This window comes from Aureimonas flava, assembly GCF_003583935.1.
GTDB classification, from domain to species: Bacteria; Pseudomonadota; Alphaproteobacteria; order Rhizobiales; family Rhizobiaceae; genus Aureimonas; species Aureimonas flava.
Genome location: NZ_QYRN01000004.1, coordinates 1 through 23,392, shown reverse-complemented (window position 1 = coordinate 23,392; position 23,392 = coordinate 1). Strand labels below are relative to the sequence as shown.

The following is a 23,392-nucleotide window of genomic DNA, read 5'->3' as shown; positions in this document are numbered from 1 at the left end:
CCTTGTCGAGGGCGGGCGCGCGCTTGTCCAGCCGCGAGGCGCCGAGAGCGAGCTTGTTCGCCCCTCCTCTCTTCGCTACGGAGCGTGGCATCAGCCGGTGGGGGGAAACGCCATGATCGTCGTGTTCGGGTCGGTGAACGTCGACCTGGTCTGCAGGGTGGCGGCCATCGCGCGGCCGGGCGAAACGGTGCTGGCGCCGGGCTACGAGCAGCTTTCGGGCGGCAAGGGCGCGAACCAGGCCGTGGCGGCCGCGCGCGCGGGCGGCCGGGTGCGATTCGTCGGGGCCGTCGGGCGCGACGCCTTCGGCACGGGCGAGGCCGACGCGCTGGCGCGCGAGGGCATCGACGTCGCGGGCCTCGCCCGGCTGGACGAGCCGACAGGCTGCGCCTTCATCTCCGTGGCCGCCGACGGCGAGAACGCGATCACCGTGGCCAGCGGCGCCAACCGCGCCGTGACGGCCGCGCAGCTCGCCGGCGGATGGGGCTCCGGGTCCGGCATCCTGGCGCTCCAGATGGAACTGCCCTTCGAGGAAACCGTGGCGGCCGCGCGCGCGGGGCGAGACGCGGGAGCACGCGTTCTTCTGAACCTCGCGCCGGTGCCCCAGGGCATCACCCGGGATCGGGTGGCGGATCTCCTGCGGTCCACGGACCTCCTGATCGTCAACGAGCACGAACTCGACGAGGCGGCGGGCATTCTCGGCCTGCCGTCCGGCGCGCCGGAGGAGACGGCGCGCGCCGTGGCCGCCGAGACGGATCTCGCGGTGCTGGCGACGCTGGGCGGCGCCGGGGCGATCCTGGTCGGCCGCGAGGGCGACGTGGAGCGGTTCGCCGCGCCGCGCATCGAGCCCGTGGACACCACGGGCGCGGGTGACACCTTGTGCGGCGTGCTGGCCGCCGGCCTCGACGCCGGACTGGACATGACCACCGCCGTCCGCCGCGCGGTGGCGGCCGCCTCGCTCGCCTGCCTGTCGTTCGGCGCGCGCGGCGCCATGCCGGACGCGCGGCGCATCGATGCCTTCCTGGACGGAGCGAACTGATGGCCGATGCGCTGCGCGTCGCCTTCCTCGGCGAATGCATGATCGAACTCTACGAGAAGCCCGGCGAGGCGCCCGGCACGATGCACCGGACGGTGGGCGGCGACACGCTGAACGCCGCCGTGTACTGCCGCCGCGCGCTGGGCGACGACGCCGCGCTCGCCGTGCACTACGTGACGCGCCTCGGCGACGATCCGTTCGGGCGCGAGATCCCCGCCTTCATCGAGGCCGAGGGCGTGGCGACCGACCATGTGCGGCTCGCGCCCGGCGAGACCACTGGCCTCTACGCCATCAGCCGCGATCCCCAGGGCGAGCGGTCCTTCGCCTACTGGCGCTCGGCAGCCGCCGCGCGCCGCCTGTTCACCGACGGCGAGGAAGATGCGCTCGCCCGGACGCTGGCGGGCTTCGACGCCCTCTACTTCACCGGCATTTCTCTGGCCGTGCTGCCGCCCGAGGGCCGCGCGCGCCTCCTCGCGCTGGCGCGTGAGATGAAGGTGGCGGGGCGCATCGTCGGCTTCGACGGCAACTACCGCCCGCGGCTGTGGGAAAGCGTGGAGGCCGCGCGCGACACGATCGCCGCCGCGCACGGGGCCGCCACGCTCACCATGCCGGGCCTCGACGACGAACAGGCGCTGTACGGCGACCGCGACGCCCACGCCGCCGCCGAACGCCTCCTCGGCTTCGGCGCCTCGGCGGCGATCGTGAAGTCGGGCGGCGATCCGGCCGTGGTGGCCGAGCCCGGTCATGTGCGCGAGGTCGCCGGCCGCAAGGCGCCACGCATCGTGGACACGACCTCGGCCGGCGACAGCTTCAACGGCGCGGCCATGGCCGTGCGCCTCAAGGGCGGCACCCTGGACCGCGCGGCCGAGGCGGGGCACCGCATGGCCTCGGCCGTGATCGGCGAATACGGCGCGATCGTCGGCCGCGAAAGCACGGTCTGGCCGGGCGGCCCGCTCGCGCGGGACTGACACGGAGAACGGACCGGGCGCGCAACCCGACCCGGCCGCGCGGCCGCCCCCGTCCCGATCGGCGGCCTTATTCGGCCGCCTGCGCCACGCTCTGGCGCGGCATGCCGCGCAGCACCTTGTCCAGCGTCATCGGATAGTCGCGCACCCGCACGCCGCAGGCGTTGTAGATGGCGTTGGTCACCGCCGCCCCGACGCCGCTGATCGCCAGCTCGCCGATGCCCTTGCCCGCAAGCGGGCTGGCGGCATGGTCGCGCTCCTCCAGGAACACCACCTCGAGCTGCGGCACGTCGGCGTTCACGGGCACGTGGTACTCGGCAAGGTCGTGGTTGACCATCAGGCCGGAACGCTTGTCGACCACCAGCTCCTCGGTTAGCGCCGTGCCGATGCCGAAGATCTGCCCGCCGAAGCACTGCGAGCGCGCCGTCTTCTCGTTCAGGATGCGCCCGGCGGCGCCCACCGTGAGCAGGCGACGGATCCGGGTCTCGCCGGTATAGGCGTTCACGGCCACTTCGCAGAAATGCGCCCCGTAGCTCGCCTGATGGGTGTTCTGGAACGCCTTGCCCGGCTTGAACGTGCCGGTGACGGCGATCGGCTCGCCGGCCAGGAGCTCGACGTAGCTCGTCTGCCGATTGCCGGCGATCGCCGTGCCGTCCTTGAGCGTCAGCTCGTCCGGCTTCACCTTCAGCTTCTTGGCGATCGCCTCCACGATGCCCTCGCAGGCGACGAACACCGACGAGCCCGCGGAGTTGGCACCCCACGAGCCGCCCGAGCCCGGCGCGTCCGGGTCGCCCGAATGGCCGAGGCGCACCGTGACCCGATCGAGCGGAAGGCCCAGCATCTCGGCCGCGATCTGCTGGAGGATCGTGTAGGTGCCGGTGCCGATGTCGGTCATGTTGGTCTCGACCTGCGCCTCGCCGTCCGCCGACAGCGTCACCTTCGCCGAGGACTGCTGGAGCAGGTTCTTGCGCGAGGCGGTGGACATGCCGATGCCGATCAGCCACTCGCCCTCGCGGCGGGTGCCGGGCCGCTCGTTGCGCCGGTCCCAGCCGAAGCGTCTCGCACCTTCGTCCATGCACTCCACGAGCTTGCGCGAGGAAAACGGCAGGCCCTCCTGCGGATCGGCATCCGGCTCGTTGCGCCGGCGGAACTCGATCGGGTCGAGGCCGAGCTTCTCGGCCATCTCGTCCATCGCGTTCTCCAGCGCCAGCATGCCCACCGCCTCGCCCGGCGCGCGCATGGACGAGGACAGGAGGATGTTCACGTCGGTCTTCCGATGGGTGATGCGCCGGTTCTCGCCGGCATAGAGGAACACCGTGGAGATCCCGGCCGGCTCGAAGAACTCGTCGCCCGGCGTGTTGCTGGTGGTGGTGTCGTGGCCGATCGCGGTGATGACGCCGTCGGTGGTGGCGCCGAGGCGGACGCGCTGGATCGTGTCGGACCGGCGCGAGGTGGTCTGGAACACCTGTTGGCGCGTCAGCGCGATCTTCACCGGACGGCCGGTCTCCTGGGCCGCGATCGCCGCGAACACCGCCTCCGGCCCGATGCCCAGCTTGCCGCCGAAGCCGCCGCCGATGAAGGGCGCGACGATCTCGATGTCCGACTTGGAGATGCCGAGCGCCTTCGCGAGCTGGCCGACATTGGTGGAGACGAGCTGGTAGCAGCCGTAGAGCTTGAGCTTCTTGCCCTCCCAGCGCGCCACCGCCGCATGCGGCTCCATCGCCGAATGGCTTTGGCTGGGCGTGGTGTAGGTCACGTCGAGCGTCACGGCCGCCTGTGCGAAGGCAGCCTCGAAATCGCCCTTCTTCGTCTCGGCCGGCATGGCGCCGGGCGGCGGCACATATGCCTCGCCCTGCAGCGCGAGCGGGTCGTACCGCCCCTCCTCCGTGTCGTATTCGACCACCACGAGCTTCGCAGCGTCGCGTGCCACCTCGAAGCTTTCGGCGACCACGAGGCAGAGCGGCTGGCCGTAGTGCGTCACCGCGCCGTCGGCGGTCTTGGGCGCCGGGTCGTTGGGGTCGGCGGCGGCGCGCGGGCTGCGCTTGTCCAGGACGACGGTAAGGACGCCCGCCGTCGAACGGGCCTGCATCGTGTCGATCGACAACACCTTGCCCGAGCCGACGGTGCTCAGCACCATGAAGCCGTAGGCCACCTTCTCGCCCGGAAGGTTCTCGTAGGCATAGGGCGCGCGGCCGGAGACCTTGAGCGGTCCCTCGAAGCGGTCGACGCCCTTGCCGATCACATCCTGGACGCCGCGATCGAGGCGGGTCTCGCCCACCGGCTCGTCCATCTTGAAGCTGTTGGTCGTATCCATCATGCCCCTCCGCGCGCGGCGTCCGCCAGCACCGCCGGAAGCGTCCGGCGCACCAGGTCGATCTTGAAGTCGTTGTCGCCGAAGCCCTGCGCGTCCGAGAGCAGGAGGTCCGCGGCGCGCGCGAACACCACCTCGCCCGGCTCCTCGCCGAGGAGGATCTCCTCCACGCCCCGGTTGCGCCAAGGCACGGTGCCGATGCCGCCGAAGGCGAGCCGCACGTCGGCCATGCGCCCTTCCGCCATCCGCACCACGGCGGCGACGGAGAACAGAGCGAAGGCGTAGGACGCCCGGTCGCGCACCTTGCGATAGAGGTGGCGCCCCGCAAGCGGGGCCGGCAGGCGGATCGCCGTGATCAGCTCGCCCGCCTCCAGCACCGTCTCGACATGCGGCGTCTTGCCGGGCAGCCGGTGTAGCTCGGCGATCGGGATGGCGCGCTCGGTGCCGTCGGCCTTGAGGGTGAGCACCTCGGCGTCCAGAAGGCGCATGGCCACCGCCATGTCGGACGGGTGCGTCGCGATGCAATGGTCCGACGTGCCGAGGATCGCGAGGATGCGGTTGAAGCCGTCGCGCCCGTCGCAACCCGAGCCCGGCTCGCGCTTGTTGCAGCGGGCGCTGGTCTCGTAGAAGTAGCCGCAGCGCGTGCGCTGGAGGAGATTGCCGCCGGTGGTCGCCTTGTTGCGGAGCTGGCCCGAGGCGCCGGACAGCAGCGCGCGGGCGAGCACGGCGTAGTCGCGCCGGATCCGCTCGTCGGCAGCAAGGTCGCTGTTGCTGACCAGCGCCCCGATCCGCAGGCCTTCCCCGTCCGCCTCGATCGTCTTCAGCGGCAGGCGGGTGATGTCCACCAGCCGGCTCGGCGTCTCGACCTGGAGCTTCATCAGGTCCAGGAGGTTGGTGCCGCCGGCGATGAACTTCGTCGCCGCGTCGGCCGCAACGGCCGCCGCCTCGCCGGCGCTCGTGGCGCGCTGATAGTCGAAGGTCTTCATGCCGCGCCCTTTCCGCTGGCGTCGCGGATGGCGTCCACGATGTTGGGATAGGCCGAGCAGCGGCACAGGTTTCCGCTCATGCGCTCGGAGATCTCGGCGTCGGTGAGCTCGACCTGCCCGTCCAGCGACTCCGAAGCGTGGCTCGGCCAATTGTCGCGCGCCTCGCCCAGCATGCCGACGGCCGAGACGATCTGTCCCGGCGTGCAGTAGCCGCACTGGTAGCCGTCGTGATGGAGGAAGCTTTCCTGCATCGGGTGGAGGTGGCCGGGGGCGCCGAGCCCCTCGATCGTAGTGATCTCGTCGCCCTCGTGCATCACGGCCAACGTCAGGCACGCGTTCACGCGGCGCCCGTTGACGAGCACGGTACAGGCGCCGCACTGGCCGTGGTCGCAGCCCTTCTTGGATCCGGTCAGCGCGAGGTGATCGCGCAGGGCGTCGAGCAGCGACGTGCGGATATCCGCATCGAGATCGTGCTCCGATCCGTTGACCTTGAGTCGCATGGGCGTCCACTCTCTGTAACGTTTCCAATTCTGGAACGCAGTTGGAGCGGCTTGGATGCGCGGAAAGGAAGGCGGCTTTGCTTTTCCGGCGCGTCAGGCCGTCGCGGGTCGGTTCGCGCGGGCGATGCGGCCGCCCGTGAGCGGTTCCGGCGCGCCGGTGGTCGAGGGGAAGCTGATCGGCAGTCCGCGCAGCACCCGCACCGCCAGGAAGGCGAAGCATTCCGCCTCGATCGCGTCGCCGCGCAGGCCGAGCGCGTCGGCATCCACCGCCTCGACGCCCGCGCGCTCGGCGATGGCGCGCATCAGAACCGGGTTGCGCCGGCCGCCGCCGCCGACCACCAGACGCCGGGGCCGGCGCGGCAGGAGATCCAGGGCCCGGCCCACCGCCGCGGCGGTGAAGGCGGTCAGCAGCGCCGCGCCGTCCTCCAGCGACAGGCCCTCGGCCATGCGCGCCGTGAAGTCGTTGCGGTCGAGCGACTTCGGATAGGGCGCCGCGAGATAGGGATGCTCCAGGAGCTTCGCCAGCCGCGCCTCGTCCACCCGACCGGCGGCGGCCAGGAGCCCGTCGCGGTCCATGTCGCGCTTGGCGTGGACGTGGACCCAGTCGTTGAGCGGCGCGTTGGCCGGGCCGGTGTCGAAGGCGTGCATCTCGCCGTCCGCCGAGACCCAGGTGATGTTGGCGACGCCGCCAAGGTTCAGGAACGCCGTGTCCTCGCCCGCCCCGATCCGCGCCAGAAGCGCCTTGTGGTAGATCGGCGCCAGCGGCGCGCCCTGGCCGCCCGCCGCGACGTCGCGGCTGCGGAAATCGTAGACCACGGTGATGCCGAGCCGGCGCGCCATCTCCTCGCCGTCGCCGAGCTGGCGGGTGGCGCCGGGGCGGGTCGGCGTCGGCGCGCGGTGCAGAACCGTCTGCCCGTGGAAGCCGACCACGCCGCAGTCGATGCTGGGCAGTCCCTCGTCCTCCAGGAAGGCGGCGACGGCGTCGGACTGCGCCACCGTCAGCGCCTCCTCGGCGGTCTCGAACACGGCGGGCTCCGGGCCCTCGAAGTTCCATCGGGCGGCGGCGGCCAGGGTTTCCTTGAGCAACGGCCGGATGTCCTTGGGATAGGGCGCCAGCAGCGTCGGCCCGAACTCGTGGATCGTCTCGCCGTCCGTGCAGAGCATGGCGATGTCGACGTTTCCGTCGAGCACCGTTCCGGTCATCAACCCGATCGCCCAAATCGACATCGTACGCGTCTCCAAAGCCTACCGGCGGCGACTCGCGTGCCGCCATGCAAAGGCTGTGGCATGCCTTGCCCGGCGCCAAGCTGGCGGGCGAGCCCCGATCGCTCGCTTCAGGTCACGATGGCGCGATCCGTCACCCGGCGCCAGGCCGCCCCGTCGCTGAAGGCGAGCACCGCGCCGCCCGCCTCGTCCGCCACGAGGACGATCTGCCCGGAGCCGTTGCCGGCGGGCGGCAGCGCCGCCTTGGGATAGGCCGTGACGCGCACCGCGCCACCGACGTCGAGCGCGCAGGCGGGCGACGCCTCCCGCGCCACGGACAGGTGGCCGCTGGCGGGGTCCGCCTTGAGCGCGGTGCGGAAGGTCTCCCCGTCCGCCGAGACGCGGACGGCGAAGCGGTCTTCGCCGAGAAGGCCGATCTCGGCGCGACCCGAGAAAGCGGTCTGGAACAGGACGGAGGCGACGCGCGCGGTCGCCTGCTTGTTGACGATCTTGCGCGCGTCGCCGGAGCCGGGCGTGCGTGCGTCGTGGGTCAGCAGCTCGGCGTCGGCGGCGACCGTCAGCCGGTTGCCCGTCGAAGGCGCGGCATTGACGCCGATCGCCGGCCACTCGTCGCGCGCGAACGGCCCCTCGCCCCACGCCGCGCCGTCGAAGAGCAGGAGCGACCGGCGGTCCGTCACATAGGCGAGCTGCCCCGCCACGGGCCTGATCTCCACGAAGCCGCCGTTATCGAACAGCGCGAGCGACCCCGTCTCCATTTCGCTCCAGCGCGCACCGGTGGCACCGGGCGGCAGGATGAAGAGCTGTCCCTCCTCGCCGGCGTCCGGCTCGTCGGACCGCTCGGCCGACACGACGGCGGTCTGAACCAGCACGTCCAGAAGGCGGAACGCGTCGTTCAGGGTCAGGTGGCGCTGGGCCTGCTGGGGCATCAGCAGCGGCAGGGACAGGCGGGGCGATCGCGACATGGGGAAGCTCCGGATGGCGGTCGGCCATCCTGGGCGCCGGGCCCGATCGCGGTGACGAAACGGTGAAAGATTCCCGTCCGCTGGCCTCCGCGCACGCCGACGCTCGTCAAAGTTGTGCCACCATCGCAACACTGGTTGCGTCTCCGCCGCCACATTGCACTTTTAGGTTGCAGTCGTTCGGTTGCACGTGGCTATCTCGGCGCGGGGGCAATTGGTTTCGGGGCAGATCCGGCACCACCGACCAAGACGACGCGCGACCGTGACAACGCCGCACGTCCTGGTTGCGCCTATGCGTGAGACAGGGGGTATCGGCATGGTTCATCTGGTTCGTGGGGCGGTCATCTGGACCGCACTGCTTGTGCCCTGGATGCCCGGCATCGCCGCGGCGCAGGCCACGTTCAACCCGCAGGCGGACTGGAACGGTACCTATGGCTTCGCCTCCACCGCCGACCGCAACCTCCGCCTCCTCCAGTCCGACCTCATCCGCAAGAACGAGGAGGGCTACTACGAATCGCTCGGCAAGGTGACGGTCAACAACAACGTCATCAACTCGAACAACAACTCGGGCAACAGCTCCACCGTCAACGACATCGGCCAGCAGCAGACCACCATCGGCGTGGTCTCCACCGCCACCAACAACATCGACCTGACGAACAGCGGTGGCGCCATCGTCGACACGCGGAACCTCGCCACAACCGCGGGCTGCGTCGATTCGAACATCTCGATCGACGTCGGCCCGACGGCCAGCGGCTGCAAGTGACCGACGTGCGCAAGCTGGTCCTGTCCCTCCTGGTCGGCGCGGCGACCGCGCTGCAGGGTTGTGCCGCCGCGCCGGGCGTCGCCGGATCCACCAGCGACGCCAAGCTGGTTCAGGGACCGCCGATCTCGGACATCGTGACGCCGTTCGACAAGGCGCTGACCTGCCTCAAGGGCAAGATCTCGCCGCGCCTGATCTTCTCGGTGGGCGCGGTGCTCGACCAGACGGGCAAGGAAAGCTTCACCGACGGCGGCGTCGGCAAGTTCATCACGCAGGGCGCGGGCGACATGATGCAGTCCGCCCTGTTCAAGGCGGGCGCGACCGTGGTGAACCGGCGCGATCCGCGCGTCGCCACCACGGAGGCGGAGTGGAAGGTCCGCGACATCACCCGGCAGATCCCGTCGAACTTCTTCATCACGGGGTCGATCAACTCGCTGGACTTCATCCCCGGCTCGGGCGCCGAGGTCGAGGTCGGCGGAGTGGGCGCGCGCTACCGGCAGAACCGCATCCTGGTGGGCATGGACCTCGCCATGACCGAGGCGACCACGGGGCGCATCGTCGCCAACGTGCCGCTGCAGAAGCAGATCTTCTCCTCGGAGGCGGGCATCGGCATCGGCCGCTTCATCGGCTCCGAGCTGACCTCGGTGGACTTCGGCGGGCGCGAGCGCGAGGCGATCCACTTCGCCCTGCGGCAGATGCTGAACCTCGCGACCTTCGAGCTGCTGACGCAGGTCATGAAGCCCGAGAACTACGCCGATTGCCGCACCTATATCGACCGGGCGCACGGCCGGATCGACAACACCAAGACCGCCGAGGCGATCGAGGCCTACAACGAGCGCCCGAAGGGGCCGCCGCCGGGCGTCGACGTGACGGTTCCCTCCAGCGTTCCGGCCGCCGGAACGGCGCGCGCGGCGCCCGTGGCGCCCGCGTCCGAAGCCGAGCCGGTGCCCGCCGCGACCGTGGAGCCGCCGGGCAACCAGCGGCAGTCGCAGGACACCAGCCAGCCCTATTCGGGCAGCGATGGGGGAACCACGGGCATCACCAAGGACGCGAAGGCGCAAGCCATTCTCGCGCAATGAGATTCGGCGGGACGCTGCAACGTCCCGCCGGAAAGGACAGGGCTCTCAAGGAAAACGACCTGTCCACACAACCACGCCGCCAACAGGGAGTGGGCGGCTCCATTTAAAACTGGAGTATGGCAATGAAAAGACTTCTTCTGGGCAGCGCCTCCGTCGTCGCCGTGGTGTTCGGTCTCTCCGGCGCGGCCAACGCGCAGGTCGTCGGCGGCATCGATCTCGGCGATCTCGGCGTGGCCATCGGCGACATTCTGACCGGCGTCGATGTGGCGGCTCTGAACGGCCTCGATATCGGCGTGCTGAACGGCATCGGCGCTCAGCTTCCTGACAATGCCGGCGTGGGCGGCATCTACCTGAACACCGCCGTCAACGTCGCGCCGCAGCTCGCCACCAACGTCAACGTCGCGCTGCCGCTCGACGTGGGCGCGGATGCGGCCCTGGGCGGCCTCGTCACCGCGCTCGGCCTCGCGCTGAGCCCCAACACGGGCTCCGCGGCCGTGGTGATCGACACGAGCGGCATCGCCGATCTGGTCGCGGCCATCGCGGGCGGCATCGATGTCGGCGACCAGACGGTCACGGCAGTCGGCGTGCTCGCCAACCAGGGCATCCAGAACGCCACCACGACCGTTGCCGCTCTGGCCGACACGAGCACGCTGGATGTCGTCGGCGGTACCTTCGACGCCACCGACGAAGCCACGCAGGCGGCCGCGTCGGCCGGCACCGCTGCCTCGAGCGCGGCGGCACGATACGCCTCCGTGTCGATCGTCAACCCGAACGTCACGATCAACAACAACATCGTCGACGGTTCCACGGACGGTGCTCTGGCCGGTGTCTACGCGGCCAACACCGCGCTGAACGTCGCCCCGCAGATCGCCGCCAACCTCAACGTGGCGTCGAACATCGCGGCCGGCGTCCAGACGGCGACGGCGGTCGGCGTGCTCGCCAACCAGTCGATCTCGGTCGGCCTGGACGGCGGGGCGCTCACCGGCGCGCTGACCGGCAACATCGCCGGCGCCGTGACCGGCGGTGGCGACAACTAAGCCTCGCACGAAAGGGGGGCGGCTTCGGTCGCCTCCCACCCCTCCCCGCGCACACGCAAGACGACGCATCCCAAGCCGGTGCGCCGAATGCCGACACGCGCCCTTCGCTCGAGACCGTGGCCCCGCGGGGCGCGGCCGGGCGGCAGGTTGGGCCCGAGCAAGACATTCCGAAGGCGACCGTCCGCGATCGCCCAACGCAAAGAGACCGGCTGGAGATTCAAGGCCATGACACGCATCCTCCTCGCGCTTCTCGGCTCCACCGCCGTCGCGCTTCCCGCGTTCGCCGCCGACATCGTCGACTATCCGCCGCCCGAGCCCCCCATGGTGATGGCGCCGGCCTTCTCGTGGACCGGCCTCTACATCGGCGGCCAGGCCGGCGGCTCGTTCAACGGCGGCTCGCCCAACGCGCCCTCGTCCTTCGTGTTCGTTCCCGGCATCCCGGCGACGCCCGGCCGCGACGCGATCCCCGCGACGCCCGAAATTCCCGGCACGCCCGCCAGCCCTGGCACCCCGGGCACGCCCTTCATTCCCGGCACCCCGGGCACGCCCGGCACTCCGGCGGTCGTGGCGACCTACGAATACGCGTGCGGCGTCGCCGGCAGCCCGAACACCGGCTCGGCCGCCTGTGCGGTCTCGATCAACGGTCAGGGAACGTTTCTGACGCAGGCGGAGCTCGCCGCGGCGTATGCACTGAGCGGAAACACCGGCTCGCTCGCCGCAGCCGGCACGTTCGACGTGGTGGTATCGCCCGGAACCCCCGGCACCCCCGGCACGCCGGACCAGCCCTCCACCCCCGGCACCCCGGCGACCGACGGGACGCCCACCATTCCGGCAACGCCCGGCTCGCCGGCCGTGCCGGCCACGGCCGGCACCCCGGACCAGACCTACGCCTACGACTTCGGCGCCAACCACCGCGCCTACTCGGAGGACGACGACAGCTTCGCGGGCGGCGGCCACATCGGCTACAACTACGCGCTCGGCACCGGCGGCTTCGTGGTCGGCGTGGTGGGCGATCTGTCCTATGTCGACATCACCAAGAGCGCCGGCATCACCAACGGCGTCGACACGATCGGCGTGTCGCGCGAACTCGACTACCTCGCCACGGTGCGCCTCAAGGCCGGCGTCGGCCTCGACCGGTTCATGGTCTACGGCACGGGCGGCGTCGCCTTCGGCAACATCGAGACGACGATCGTCAACACGCCCTTCGGCCTTGCCGCCAGCGACGACGACACGCGCGTCGGCTACGCGGTGGGCGCGGGCACCGACTACGCGGTGACCGACAACCTGATCCTCGGCCTGGAATATCTCTACACCAACCTCGGCTCCACGGACGCCGAGCTGGTGGTGCCGCTCGGAAACGGTTCGACCCTCACCACGAAGTCCGACGACGACTTCGATTTCCACACGATCTGGGCCAAGGCCTCGTTCCGCTTCAACTGATCCGCCTGTCCGTCCTCCGGCATCGAGTCCTGCCGCCGGAGGATGGATGCGGATGCGGATGCGGGGCCGACTGCCCGGCCTCGTCTCCGCTTCCTTGCCGCCGGTCCGCGCGATGCGGGCCGGCGGTTTTCGTTCGGCCCGGTCAGTCCCGCGACGGCGGGATCTGGATGTCGTCCGGTGCGCCGCCCGTGCCCGCCGCGCCCGTCGCCGTCACCGCCGCCTTGAGGCGCTGCTCGCGCAGGAAGATGAAGACGCCCGACGCGGTGATGACCACCGCCCCGACCAGCGTCGCCGCGCGCGGCGTCTCGTCGAAGAACACGAAGCCGAACAGGAGCGCCCAGACGATCAGCGTATATTGGTAGGGCACCACGGTGGACGCCGGCGCCAGAAGCAGCGAGCGGTTGACCGCGGCGTGGGCCGCCATCGCGACGATGCCGAGCAGGAACAGGAACCCGAGGTCGAAGGCCGACGGCGTCACCCATTGCGCCGGCGCGAGCACGAGGCCGAGCAGGAGCGCCATCACCGTCTGCCAGGTGATCAGCGTCGTCTCGCCCGCCCCCGCCAGGATGCGCGTCGAGATCATCAGCAGCGCGTAGCAGAAGCTGCCGGCCACCGCGATCAGGACGGGCCATCCCGCGCTGGCGAGATTGGGCCCGAGCGCGACGAGGACGCCGCCGAAGCCGACCAGCACCGCGCTCCAGCGCACCCAGCCGACCCGCTCCTTCAGGATCAGCGCCGACAGCGCGGTGACGTAGATCGGCCCCGCGAGATAGAAGGTCATCACGGCGGCGAGCGGCAGGTAGCTCAGCGCCCAGTAGAAGAAGCCCGTCTCCATCGCCGATCCGGCCGCGCGCGCGAAATGGAGCCCCGGACGCGACGGACGCAGGACGCTCCGCAGCTCCACGCGTCGCAGGAAGAAGAAGAGGATCGCGAGCGCCGAGATGCTGCGCAGGAGCAGGACCTGCCCCACCGAGTAGGTCCCCACCAGCCACTTTCCCATGGCGTCGTTGACCGAGAACATGAAGCAGCCGAGCAGCATGAACCCGACGCCCCAAAGGGCCGCCGAGCGGGGATGGGAAGCGCTGGGTCGCGTCGACATGGGGACTCGCTGGACGGCTGGCGTCGAATGGAACACCGATGGGTTACAGGGCCCCGGCCGCAGCGTCCATGCCGGAAATCCGCCCTTCGCCTATCCGTGAGCGGTGCGCGCCGGGCGGCTGAGGAAGCGCGAGCCGACGAGGCAAAACCGCCACGGCGCGTCCACCGCCTTGGTGATCCCGATGCGCGGTCCCGCCGACACGGCGGTCGGCGCCGCCGCCGGCCGCAGCTCGAACGGCGGCGTGTCCACCGGCAGGCCGTCCTGTTCGCCGTCGATGCCGAGAGCCTGCGTCAGCCGGCCCGGCCCGGCGCACAGGAGCCGCGGATCGCGCGTCCCGCGCCTCGCGGCCATGGCGTCGAAGCCGTCCAGCGGCTCCAGCGCGCGCACCAGCACGGCGCTCCCGGCCTCGGCCGCGTCGCAAACCACGTTGAAACACCAGTGCATTCCGTAGGAGCGGTAGACATAGGCCCGCCCCACCGGTCCGAACATCGCGCGGTTGCGCGGCGTCGGCCCCCGGAACGAATGCGAAGCCGCGTCGTCGGCGCGGTAGGCTTCCGTCTCCACGATCCGCCCCCCGACACCTCGGAACAGCAGCTCCGTTCCGATCAGCGCCCGGGCGAGCGACAGGGCATCCTGTTCGAAGAATCCATACGGCAGTCCCGGCATGTGCCCCCGTTCCGCAAACGCTCGGGCGCGCCGCCGTCCCGTCTTGACAGGCGCGCCGATGCGTCCGTATATCGCCCCCGACCCGCCGTTTCGCAACGGCGGGCGCTTCGGATGTGGCGAACGCGACCATCCGTCCTGGCAGTGTAGCTCAGTTGGTGAGAGCGCCGGATTCATAACCCGGAGGTCGGCAGTTCAAATCTGCCCACTGCTACCAAACGCTTCCGAACCCCGCACGTGTCCGCAGTACTTGGATCTGCGTCAAATGTCCGCAGTACTTGGATCTGCGTCAAATCTGGCTTGGATCTGCGGCAACGCGGAATATCCGCTTTCTTGAGATGCATTTGCCGCAGTTCCAATTTGGATCTGCGGCAAACTGCGCCGAGAACTATCAGACTAAGCGTATGTAAAGGCTTATATTTTTACCGACATCGTCCAACGGAAACGCGATCGACCTGATTGATCGGCAGAGCAGCGATTTGCCGCAGATCCAAATTGGACGGTGCGCTATCAACAAGACCTCTCCTCGATCGGAGATGACCGGACGTCCAACCAGCCGCAACTCCGTCGCAACGACGGGGCCCCCCCCCCAGTGCGCTGCAAATTCTGCCACCTTCGACCGGCCCCTGGTCTACTTCGGTCTGCCCGAAGCAGGTCGTTGAGAGGCAGTCACCTGTGGATCCGCTTCATGAGGATAGGTGCAACGGAGCGCCTGTTTTTGTCGTCTTACACAGCCGTAGCAAGCCTAAAAAAATACATCATGCATCTTTTTCCGCGCGAGTGCGTTATCGCTGGGTTGGCGAGGGCTCAACTCCGCTGCGGACGCATATGGCATCCGGGGATGCTCGCCGAGCTAGTCAGTCGAAGGCTCCATAGTCCTTAGCGCACAACTTCTCCCAAGGGGACGGAGCATACGAAAAATAATTTTTCGTTAGGCTAATCTAATCTCGACTCAAAAGCGAAACGGAGTCCTCCGCAGGCAATTCCAACTCCAGCGCCAGTCAGAGGTACTGTCAAGTCGAATCACTTGACTCACTGAGAAATTCGATCCTTGCGAATCTGCGTCGTCGGACGAGCCCAAGAGACTGAAATACTTGATCAGCGCGTTTGACGAGCGCCGGTGATTCGCTACCATCTAGGCAGAAAGCGCGCCGGAAGAGGCATTTGGAGGATACGACGACGATGGAACGCTAGGAAATGAGGAGGGCGTGCGGACCTAGGAAATCCGCACGCCCAGTTCGATCCGGGTAACCCCCCGGAACCGTCTTGTCATCGTCTGACGCATTACGATCGCGTACCTCGGCGTCGAGGTCAAGGCCGTCTGCGTGGCGGTGTCTTTTGCCCAAGGAGTGGCAAATGGCGATCGTCGATCAAGAAGTTCTTTCAATCATATGCGCGAGGTCCAGGGCTGCGATCATTCGCCGAGCCGACGGCAAGCCCATCCGGCGCATCATACCCGGACATAGAACCGTTCCGGTCGGCATCGTGTCCAGCTTGAAGGTCGGTCTGCCCATAGCATACGAGTCGCCGGCGGAGTTTCTGGCGATCAAGGTGCTCGAATCCGATGTTTCGGTCATTGGATACATGGCTCAACCCCATCTCCTCCGGATGGACGACGGAGCGAGACACCTCGACTTTTACCCGGACATCGAGTGCGTACACGTGGACAACTCGATCCGCGTGATCGAGGTCAAGGGTTCGAGTGACAAACGTTGGCTCGACCCTGCATACCGCCGCAAGCTTGCGATGGCCGGCGAGGTGTACCGCTCGATCGGATATGCGTTCGACATCGTCCACGAGGCGGACTTACGCGCCTCGAGGGTCTATCGCGCCGCGACCATCATGTGGCCGTCGCGTCGCGTCGTCATTCCCGATCGAATGGTCTTCGGCGCCGTGCAGGCCGCTGAAAGCGGCCGATCCAATCGCCGCACGATCATCGACCTGCTCGGTGGCGGCCCTCTCGGCGCGGCCCGCCTCGATGCACTGGCGATCCGCCGTCTCGTCACCTGGTCGGACGTGTGGGGCCGCTCGCCGGCGGCCGTTTGCAGGCGGGTCACCACCCTGGAGTCCTGGAATGGGTGGGCCTGATCATGGATTTCACGCAGTACCGGACCTGGCGGATAGACGGCTCGATCAAGATCGTCGACTCACAGCATCACGACGGTACCGTAGTGCTGGTCGCGAAAGTCGGCGGTGCCATATCGACCATTGCAGCGGATGATCTGGAGCAGCTTTATCACGATCGGCGAGCGGTAGCTGTAGAAGCACCGGAGAAGGCCGAAGCCAACCTTCCACCGCTCGAGGCGACCGACAAGCGGCTGATCGCTGCCAGGGGCCTTTTGTGGTGGTGCAACCACTTTGACGTGTCGGGTTGCTCGCGGAGCCGAAACGCGATTGCGCGTTTCATCAAATCGTCCACGGGAACTGCAGAACGCAAAGGCCACTCGCCCGTCACCGCAACCCAACTCGAGAGAGCGGTATGCCAGAGGGGAGTTCCAGGTTCGCGCAAACTCAAGGACATGATCGACGGACGATCGGTGGCGGAGCATCCCACGCGCATGGACGAGGTCGTCGAGGAGGCGATTACCTTTGCAGTCGCCTACTACTACGATAGGCGCGCCACGAAGAGGCGCGACGCCTACGTGAAACTTCGGAGCAGACTGGACGAGGTCGGCTACCAGGGTGCCCCTCCTTCGGAGGAGACGCTTGGATTGAGGATCGGCGCAGCCGCGACCTACGAGAATATCCTCAGAAAATTCGGCGCTCTGACCGCCAAGGCTCGGTTCAAGGGCGTCGGCAAGGGCCCGCACGCCGATCGCCCTTTGGAATGCGTCGTCATCGACGCAACGCCCAGCGACGTCCTGATCGTAGACGACCGGACTGGAGCCATCCTCGGCACTGCGATCGTTTATGTCGCCGTCGATGTGGCGACGCGATCCGTGCTCGCCTGGTACATCGGCTTCGGAGGCGAGACTTTAGCGTCGGTCTTCCGCCTCGTCATGCGGATCCTGATGCCGAAGACGGGTCTGAAAGCACTTCACGGCCTCCTGAACGACCATGCCGTGTTCGGACTTCCCACGCAGATCGTCCTCGACAACGCCACGGCGCAGGTGGGCAGGAGCTTCGTCGACGCGATGACTGCAATCGGCATCGACGCCGAGTGGGCTCCGGTCGGGTCCCCCACGTACAAGTCGGTCTGCGAGAGGTTGCATTGGACGATCAAATCAAAGGGTCTCCATTCGATCGGGGGTGCGAAACCCCTGCCGAGACAGCAGATGGCGGCGTTGGGAATAGACCCGGAGGTGACGGCGGTAGCGACACTGGGCGATGCCGACCGCGTTCTCGCCTCGATCATCGTCGACGACTACCAGCGTGCCCCACACGACGGCATCGGTGAAGTCGCTCCCGCCGCGGCCTGGGATCGATTGACCAAGATTCATGGTCAGCCCTACGTCGCCGACCCGTCTCGTGTGGCGGAGGAACTGGGAACCTACGGTGAAGCGCTCCTAACGCGTCAGGGAGTGCGCTTCCGCAATCTCCGCTTTCACGATCAGAACACCACAACCGATCTCCTCCTCGATCTCGTTCCGAAGAAGCGTGGTGGACCCGGCCGCAAAGGGAAGTTGTCGTCCGGCACGGCCAAGGTCAAGATGAAATGGGATCCCGAGGATGCATCTCGGATATTGGTATGGAACGGCATACGAAAAGAATACGCAATCCTTCCCAACGTCGATCCCCGTTTTTCTGAAGGTCTATCCTTTGAATCCTGCGAAATCATCCGACGTTACGTGATTGCGCAGGGGGAGGAGTTCGAAAGCGAGGCCGATCGGATCCGTGGCCGCGCCCGTGTGCTCGACCTGATCGACTCCCTCTCACCTGGCCTCAAGGGCAAGCGGTTGACTGCCGCGAGGCGGATCACCTCCGCGCCGGATCCTCTGGGAAGACACGTCATGGAGATGGTCGTGGATGAGACGAACGGCAGTTTCATTCCGGTCGGCCTGGCGTCGGCGGAGCGCCTCGATGACGGAACCACAGAGCCTGGACGCCGCCGCGGTGCGCAGAAGGCCAGTCGTACCGCGAAGGCGACGAGGGCACGGAAGGCTGCGGGTCAACCTACGCCCGAGCATGCTTTCGACGCGGTCCTGAAACCGACTCCCACCCCCGTCCCACTCCCCTTGACCACCACGCCGGCGCCACCGGCCCTCGAGGTGGAGTGGCGCCAGAACACCAAGTCCGGGGCCGTCAGCTTCTCTCGATATTTCGAGGAATGATCAGGTTCGACTGCAGTGGCTCGTTACAGAAGAAGTAGGACAAGATGCATACAGATATCGATGACCATCTGATTTTTTCGCCTGCCATGCGCCAGTTGAATGCGATCATCGCGGAGATAGAAGGTGCGAACCTCGGAGTAATCGCCCGGAGGAAGGCCCTGTTCTCGTCTATCAAGCTGCCGTCGACAGACGGCCTCCGGATCAGTAAGGCGATGCTTGCAATGTACAAGCAGGAGGCTGCTAGGAAGCTGACAAACAAGGCTTTGCTCGAAAGTGGTAGTTCCATGCCGCCCATCGACGGGTCGATCATGGCGATCGTCGGCGAGTCTCACGTCGGAAAAAGCGAGTCCGTCAAGATTTTCGGATCCTATGTACTTCCCAACGCCGGGCTAAAACTTGGTTCGCGACCGATGGTCTACGCGTCGCTGCGGGGCGGTGCCAATGTCAAATCGATGTGGGAGTCGGTCCTCAACGGCTTTGGAGATCCCGAACCCGCCGGTTCCCGCACCGCACTCGAAATGCGGGTCTTGAAGTTGGCGGAAGCTCACTCAACCCATCTGCTCGTCATCGACGAGGCGTCGAATCTGACCTCGCGGACCCGTGAGTCTCCAGCGTTGATCGACAGTCTCAAAAGAACTGTCCAGGGCAATGGCGTCTCCCTCGTCCTGATCGGGCTCAAGGATGAGATGAATACGATCCTACGGGACGCTCAGGTCGTGAACCGGATGTTCGACCGGATCGAGGTCGAGAAGTGCAATTTCGAAGATGCAGAATCGCGGGCTCAGTTTCAAACCTTCGTCAGCGGCCTCGACAGCGCAATGGTCCGCTGGGCGATCTTCGAAGAGTATTCCGGGTTGTCGGAGCAGGAAACGCTGATGACGCTGTTCTCGGCAAGCGAAGGCCGAATCGGCCTCGCATACCGGATCGTGGAGCACGCGATCAGTGCAGCGAGAAGCGACGCAAGGCGCCTCGTGCACTCAGACATACAGGATGCCGCACAGAAGTATCTGAGGCTTCGGAGCCTCGTACCTTAGGATGTCTGACGACACCTCGCCGCCTGGCGCCACCCGTACCTTCAGTCATCCACTTCACGGGATCGTTCGTCCATTCTCCTGGACCGACGTTCCGGCGAGGGACGAAAGTCTCATGGGCTTCTGGACAAGGGTGAGCGCTCGAAACTGGTACACGAAAACGGCGAATGCTCTACGCTTGACCGGTCGGCACTGGGTCTATCCCGAAGCGCTGGCCTTCGCCGACGACGATCTCCTGGGCCGGATCGCCGTGGTGACGCGGAGCGATCCGCAGATGCTGTCCAGGATGGTGTGGGGGAGGCGCACCACCGGCCTCGTCTACGATGGGTTCCAGTTTCCGTCTGAGTCGGTGTCCCCGCGAACGCGACGTGTCTCCCCGGCGACCTTGAGACTCGAGCCATGGCATCACGCGTCTTGGGACATCGCCGCCATATCCGTATGCCCGATCAGTGGCGAGCGTCTTCTGGAAGAGTGCCCGGCCTGCCAGCGACCTTTCGGATGGAAAAGGGCGCTGGGGCCGGTTCATTGCGAGAGGTGCGTCGATGAACGTGGCCTCCCGACGGTTGACCTGCGTGACTGCCCGCCCCGCCCGTTCGAGTGCGACGATATGAAAGCGCTGAAGTTCGCCGTGGCTTTGGTCTCGACATCACCTGCGATCCGAGAAAGCGCCCACGACGACATCCCGAATTCACTTTCAGGATTGTCCGGTGAGCAACTCACGGAGATGGTGCTCCGTCTCAGCAACTACGCTCAGCATCGCTCGATCGGATTTTCGAGGCTCGTAAGAATGGGGGGCGGGAATGCTCGAGCGAAGGCGAGTATACATCCGCAGGCAATCGCTTGTGCCGGACGTGCGCTTCTGGAATGGCCGCATGGTCTACGGCTCGTTCTCGATGGCATCGATGCGTCCGTGAAAGGCGTAGTTCGTGTCGCAAAGAAATACCACGAAATCTCCATCGACCGCGAAGTGCGCTTGCTGGCCGCCACGTCGTCGGTCGCTTCAGTGCTCAGGGCGGGGCTCGATTGCCATCGGCTGGGAAGCTCGAAAAGGGCACGGACCAAGGTCGGGCCGGTCACCGGCTTCGTCACCCAGAAGTCCGCCGTCGAGGTGTTTTCGTTCAGCATCCTCAAGTTGCGACAGTTGGCCGTTGCCGGCGTGATCGAGATGACTTCGCCCGCGCAAACTCATGGGTTGAGGATGTACGATCTGAAAGCCCTGGAAGCGCTGCGGAAGGAGGTTGACGACGCAGCTTCGACGTACGCCCTTACCCGTCGTCTGGGCTTCCCTTCGATTGCGGTGGGCGCTCTGCACGAGGCAGGGCTCATAGATCGCGTCAGTGAAGCCGCGACGGCTTCGATCGGCGCGATCGCCTACTCCATCCGTAGCGTGGATCTGCTCGAGGCCACACTCCGCGCGAAGGCTTCGCTACGAACGGGTGGCCCTTCCATTCCGCTCTGGGAAAGCCTCGCTGCATTACCGATGCGGCATCGTCCATGGCCGTCCATTCTCCAGCTTCTGTTGTCGGGTCGGTTTGCCTTCGGCATCGATCCTGACGGAAGGAAGCTCGCAGACATGATTCTAGTCCCGACCGGGATGCCCTTGGCCCGTCTGGTCATCGATGGATCGATCAGAGCGATGCCGCCTCCAGCGCCTTGCACGATCGCCACCTTCGAAGAGATCTGGACGACCATCCGTGCGCGGGCAGAGAACGTCGCAGGCCTCCGTGAGCTTGGCCTTCTGCCCGAGGGGACCGTGTCCTGGGGCAATCTTAGAGGTTTTCTCCAGCGATACGTCACACTCAAGGAGGCGAATGAGAGAACGTCGTGGCGCCACATGGAGGGACGGAATGTCCTCGCACGTCACGGCATCCACCCCTTGCATACCGTCGAAGAAAAAGGACGACGCCCGGCTTTGATCTACGATCGCACGGAAGTCGGTCCGTTCATGGCCGAGTGGATCGATCCCGACATCCAAGATGTGTAGCGACGGGAGGCGTGGATGCCGATTTGGTGGATCGGCGCCCTGAACCGAAACTTCGGGGCGGGGTGAGCGATCAAAGCATTCGCCGTCAACCTTCGCGGTCGTCCTCGGGCGTCTCGGTCGAGTTCCCTGGCCTTTCCTCGAACACGCGCGCCCGAGCCGAACGGGGAGCTCCCTGCCCTGGTCGGACGCCGATCATGAGCATGTCGTCGATCCTGACGAACACGGCGCCAGCTTCCTCGAGCGCCTCACGCATCGCTGCGACTTTGGTCGCCTTGGGCACAACGCCCCCGTTCTCGAAGTCGTTGACCAGCTTCCTCCCGCAACCCGCTGCGGTCGCAAGTTCGGTCTGCGAGATTCCGAGCAAGGCCCTGGCCCCCCGGCATGAGGCTCCATCAAAACGCGGCCCCACGGTCTCCTGAATAGTCATCAGTTGGTCCTCCATTGATGCGTTTTCAATACATGATGCATCATTGTCGTCGACGGTAATTTGCCTGTTGTCCACAGTCCGGAGCCTGGATACTCGGTTGGCGACGGCTCAGGCGCGCTCCTGCCGACTGCAGCTCAGCGGAAATCATCCACCAGACCCGATCCCGCATCGGATTGCGTGAGTGTTATCGGGCCAAATCTCAACGATCCGACAGCCTGCTCAGGAGGCTCCATAGGCTCCTGGCATGATCGAGCCTCAGAGATGAACACCATTCATTGAACGTTAACCGTGACAACGACGAAAGATGCTTCATGTATCATTTTTTGAAACCAGTCTACGGTCTTCCCGTTCTCCGTCCCGGAATGCGCAGGCATCAAGAGGCCGCTCGGAACCGAGCCGCCAATCCCTTTCACCGGACCGACGGAGAGGCAGCCCATGTACATGCGTTTCGAGGAAACCGCTTCCGCCCGCACTGACACCGATAAGCTCATGGACGCCGCGGTGATCGCGGATCGCCCGCCCTACCGGACGACGTTCAGCCGTGCCCAGAGGGACCTCCTCGACCTGATTCCCGTTCCAGGCTCGACCATCTCCCTGGACGAGGCACTGCAGATCGTCGGGCACGATCATACGCACCCCTACGGCCAGATCATCGTGCTGATGAATCGTGGCGTCATCGACGCGGAGTATGATCGTCACGTGATCGATCCGGAAATCGTCCTTCGTCGACTCTAGCCTCGGGCTGGCCAGGTCCACGCGCCGACACGCGCCTCCGCACTCGAAGCCCGGAAATTCCCAGATGTCATCCATACCTGAACGGGTTGGGGTCGATCCCCTTTCCGAAGGCCAACGCTCGTCCGGGGCCCAAATCCTCCAGGTCGGCCCGGCGACCGTCATCGGCGCGGCCCTTCGCCTGGGTCGGCATCCCGATGCCGACCCTATCGTGCTCCGCCGGATCCACTCCCGTCTGAGGACGCACGCCATGTCGGGAAACGCGGCCACGCCGGCTGTCATCGCTTGGCTGGAAAGGCAGATCGACCGCCGGGAGGATCGCCGATGATCGTGCTCGACCGTCCCTCGGACTGGATGCCCGACCATACCGTAGAGAGAATCCGTCGGGCGTTGGAGCGCCCTGCGACGGCGGTCGACACGACCTTCGAAGAGATGCAGGTGCCAGGCCTGGAGGGCTTCGGGGAGACGGGGCGCTGGGCTCGATGCAGTCTCTTCGACCTGGAGGCGTTCCAGGCCGGACGGATCGCATGGCGCGATGTCGAGAGCCGAATGGTCATAGACGATCGCGACGATCTCGGCGCCATGACCGCAGTCCGCCGTTTCGCGGATGCGGCTGGCCTGCCTCTGCATCGCCTGGGTCCATCGACCTTCGCTTCTGGCACGGGGAGCGGCGTCCAGATGGTGGCAGGCATCCAAGGCGCGCTGTCGGCTATCCTTAAAGGACCGCCCTTGGTGATCGTGGTCGAACTTCCCGAAACTAGCTCTGAACCGCCCCGGGTTTGTCGGAGGCTCCAACTCTTGAGAGGATGGAGCCATGACGAAGAGAACACCGCCGTTTAGTCCCGAGGTCCGCGCCCGTGCGGTTCGGATGGTGATGGATCACCGTGATGA

20 protein-coding genes and 1 tRNA gene are annotated in these 23,392 nt (G+C 66.8%); 13 read left to right on the top strand and 8 right to left on the bottom strand.

The window, feature by feature from the left end; all coding sequences use genetic code 11:
• The first annotated feature begins 112 nt into the window (after positions 1-112).
• Positions 113-1,036, top strand: a complete 924-nt coding sequence (locus D3218_RS07780) for a PfkB family carbohydrate kinase (RefSeq protein ID WP_119539385.1) — start codon at positions 113-115, stop codon at positions 1,034-1,036.
• Positions 1,036-2,001, top strand: a complete 966-nt coding sequence (locus tag D3218_RS07775; protein WP_119539383.1) for a sugar kinase — start codon at positions 1,036-1,038, stop codon at positions 1,999-2,001. The genes D3218_RS07780 and D3218_RS07775 overlap by 1 nt, the downstream gene beginning before the upstream one ends.
• Before the next feature lie 67 nt (positions 2,002-2,068).
• Here D3218_RS07775 and D3218_RS07770 read toward each other — a convergent pair whose 3' ends face one another.
• The 5 genes from D3218_RS07770 to D3218_RS07750 all read right to left on the bottom strand — a co-directional run bounded on the left by D3218_RS07770 (position 2,069) and on the right by D3218_RS07750 (position 7,981).
• Positions 2,069-4,315 carry a xanthine dehydrogenase family protein molybdopterin-binding subunit gene (locus tag D3218_RS07770; RefSeq protein WP_245414968.1) on the bottom strand — a complete coding sequence of 749 codons (2,247 nt, stop codon included), beginning with the start codon at positions 4,313-4,315 and terminating at the stop codon, positions 2,069-2,071.
• Positions 4,312-5,295 (bottom strand): FAD binding domain-containing protein, encoded by a 984-nt coding sequence (locus D3218_RS07765; RefSeq protein WP_119539379.1) that lies wholly within the window; start codon positions 5,293-5,295, stop codon positions 4,312-4,314. Before D3218_RS07765 ends, D3218_RS07770 begins: the two co-directional genes overlap by 4 nt.
• A complete protein-coding gene (locus tag D3218_RS07760; RefSeq protein WP_119539378.1) occupies positions 5,292-5,795 on the bottom strand; it encodes a 2Fe-2S iron-sulfur cluster-binding protein in 504 nt (167 codons plus the stop codon). Before D3218_RS07760 ends, D3218_RS07765 begins: the two co-directional genes overlap by 4 nt.
• Positions 5,796-5,888: 93 nt before the next feature.
• Positions 5,889-7,022 (bottom strand): anhydro-N-acetylmuramic acid kinase, encoded by a 1,134-nt coding sequence (locus D3218_RS07755; protein ID WP_119539377.1) that lies wholly within the window; start codon positions 7,020-7,022, stop codon positions 5,889-5,891.
• Positions 7,023-7,129: 107 nt separating this feature from the next.
• Positions 7,130-7,981, bottom strand: coding sequence for a DUF2793 domain-containing protein (locus D3218_RS07750; protein ID WP_119539376.1), 852 nt, complete (start codon positions 7,979-7,981; stop codon positions 7,130-7,132).
• 313 nt (positions 7,982-8,294) lie between these two features.
• Between D3218_RS07750 and D3218_RS19670 the strand changes: the two genes are divergently transcribed.
• The 4 genes from D3218_RS19670 (at position 8,295) to D3218_RS07735 (ending at position 12,294) form a co-directional block, all read left to right on the top strand.
• Positions 8,295-8,741 (top strand): hypothetical protein, encoded by a 447-nt coding sequence (locus D3218_RS19670; RefSeq protein WP_168990449.1) that lies wholly within the window; start codon positions 8,295-8,297, stop codon positions 8,739-8,741.
• Positions 8,738-9,817: a CsgG/HfaB family protein gene (locus D3218_RS07745; RefSeq protein WP_168990448.1), complete on the top strand. Its 1,080-nt coding sequence runs from the start codon at positions 8,738-8,740 to the stop codon at positions 9,815-9,817. Before D3218_RS19670 ends, D3218_RS07745 begins: the two co-directional genes overlap by 4 nt.
• Before the next feature lie 122 nt (positions 9,818-9,939).
• Positions 9,940-10,854 (top strand): hypothetical protein, encoded by a 915-nt coding sequence (locus D3218_RS07740; RefSeq protein WP_119539372.1) that lies wholly within the window; start codon positions 9,940-9,942, stop codon positions 10,852-10,854.
• A 225-nt stretch (positions 10,855-11,079) separates the two neighbouring features.
• The gene (locus tag D3218_RS07735; protein ID WP_119539370.1) at positions 11,080-12,294 is read left to right on the top strand and encodes an outer membrane protein; all 1,215 of its coding nucleotides are present in this window, start codon (positions 11,080-11,082) and stop codon (positions 12,292-12,294) included.
• A 142-nt stretch (positions 12,295-12,436) separates the two neighbouring features.
• On the opposite strand, the gene D3218_RS07730 is transcribed toward D3218_RS07735, so the two are convergent.
• Both D3218_RS07730 and D3218_RS07725 read right to left on the bottom strand, forming a co-directional pair.
• Positions 12,437-13,393, bottom strand: coding sequence for a DMT family transporter (locus D3218_RS07730; RefSeq protein ID WP_119539368.1), 957 nt, complete (start codon positions 13,391-13,393; stop codon positions 12,437-12,439).
• 90 nt (positions 13,394-13,483) lie between these two features.
• The gene (locus tag D3218_RS07725) at positions 13,484-14,059 is read right to left on the bottom strand and encodes a DNA-3-methyladenine glycosylase (protein WP_119539367.1); all 576 of its coding nucleotides are present in this window, start codon (positions 14,057-14,059) and stop codon (positions 13,484-13,486) included.
• Positions 14,060-14,196: 137 nt separating this feature from the next.
• Between D3218_RS07725 and D3218_RS07720 the strand changes: the two genes are divergently transcribed.
• From D3218_RS07720 to D3218_RS19475, 5 genes are all read left to right on the top strand, one after another.
• A tRNA-Met gene (locus tag D3218_RS07720) sits at positions 14,197-14,273 on the top strand.
• 1,139 nt (positions 14,274-15,412) lie between these two features.
• Complete coding sequence (locus D3218_RS07715; RefSeq protein WP_119539365.1) at positions 15,413-16,144, top strand: hypothetical protein; 732 nt, start codon at positions 15,413-15,415, stop codon at positions 16,142-16,144.
• Between the two features lie 2 nt (positions 16,145-16,146).
• Positions 16,147-18,327 (top strand): DDE-type integrase/transposase/recombinase, encoded by a 2,181-nt coding sequence (locus tag D3218_RS07710; protein ID WP_136625065.1) that lies wholly within the window; start codon positions 16,147-16,149, stop codon positions 18,325-18,327.
• 44 nt (positions 18,328-18,371) lie between these two features.
• Entirely contained in the window at positions 18,372-19,361 is a 990-nt protein-coding gene (locus D3218_RS07705; RefSeq protein WP_119539361.1) for a TniB family NTP-binding protein, read from the top strand.
• A gap of 1 nt (position 19,362) precedes the next feature.
• The gene (locus tag D3218_RS19475) at positions 19,363-21,342 is read left to right on the top strand and encodes a hypothetical protein (RefSeq protein WP_136625064.1); all 1,980 of its coding nucleotides are present in this window, start codon (positions 19,363-19,365) and stop codon (positions 21,340-21,342) included.
• 85 nt (positions 21,343-21,427) lie between these two features.
• Here D3218_RS19475 and D3218_RS07695 read toward each other — a convergent pair whose 3' ends face one another.
• Positions 21,428-21,844 (bottom strand): helix-turn-helix domain-containing protein, encoded by a 417-nt coding sequence (locus tag D3218_RS07695; RefSeq protein ID WP_245414967.1) that lies wholly within the window; start codon positions 21,842-21,844, stop codon positions 21,428-21,430.
• Between the two features lie 360 nt (positions 21,845-22,204).
• Between D3218_RS07695 and D3218_RS07690 the strand changes: the two genes are divergently transcribed.
• Both D3218_RS07690 and D3218_RS07680 read left to right on the top strand, forming a co-directional pair.
• A complete protein-coding gene (locus D3218_RS07690; protein WP_119539357.1) occupies positions 22,205-22,504 on the top strand; it encodes a hypothetical protein in 300 nt (99 codons plus the stop codon).
• 321 nt (positions 22,505-22,825) lie between these two features.
• Positions 22,826-23,341 (top strand): hypothetical protein, encoded by a 516-nt coding sequence (locus D3218_RS07680; RefSeq protein WP_119539355.1) that lies wholly within the window; start codon positions 22,826-22,828, stop codon positions 23,339-23,341.
• Positions 23,342-23,392 lie beyond the last annotated feature (51 nt).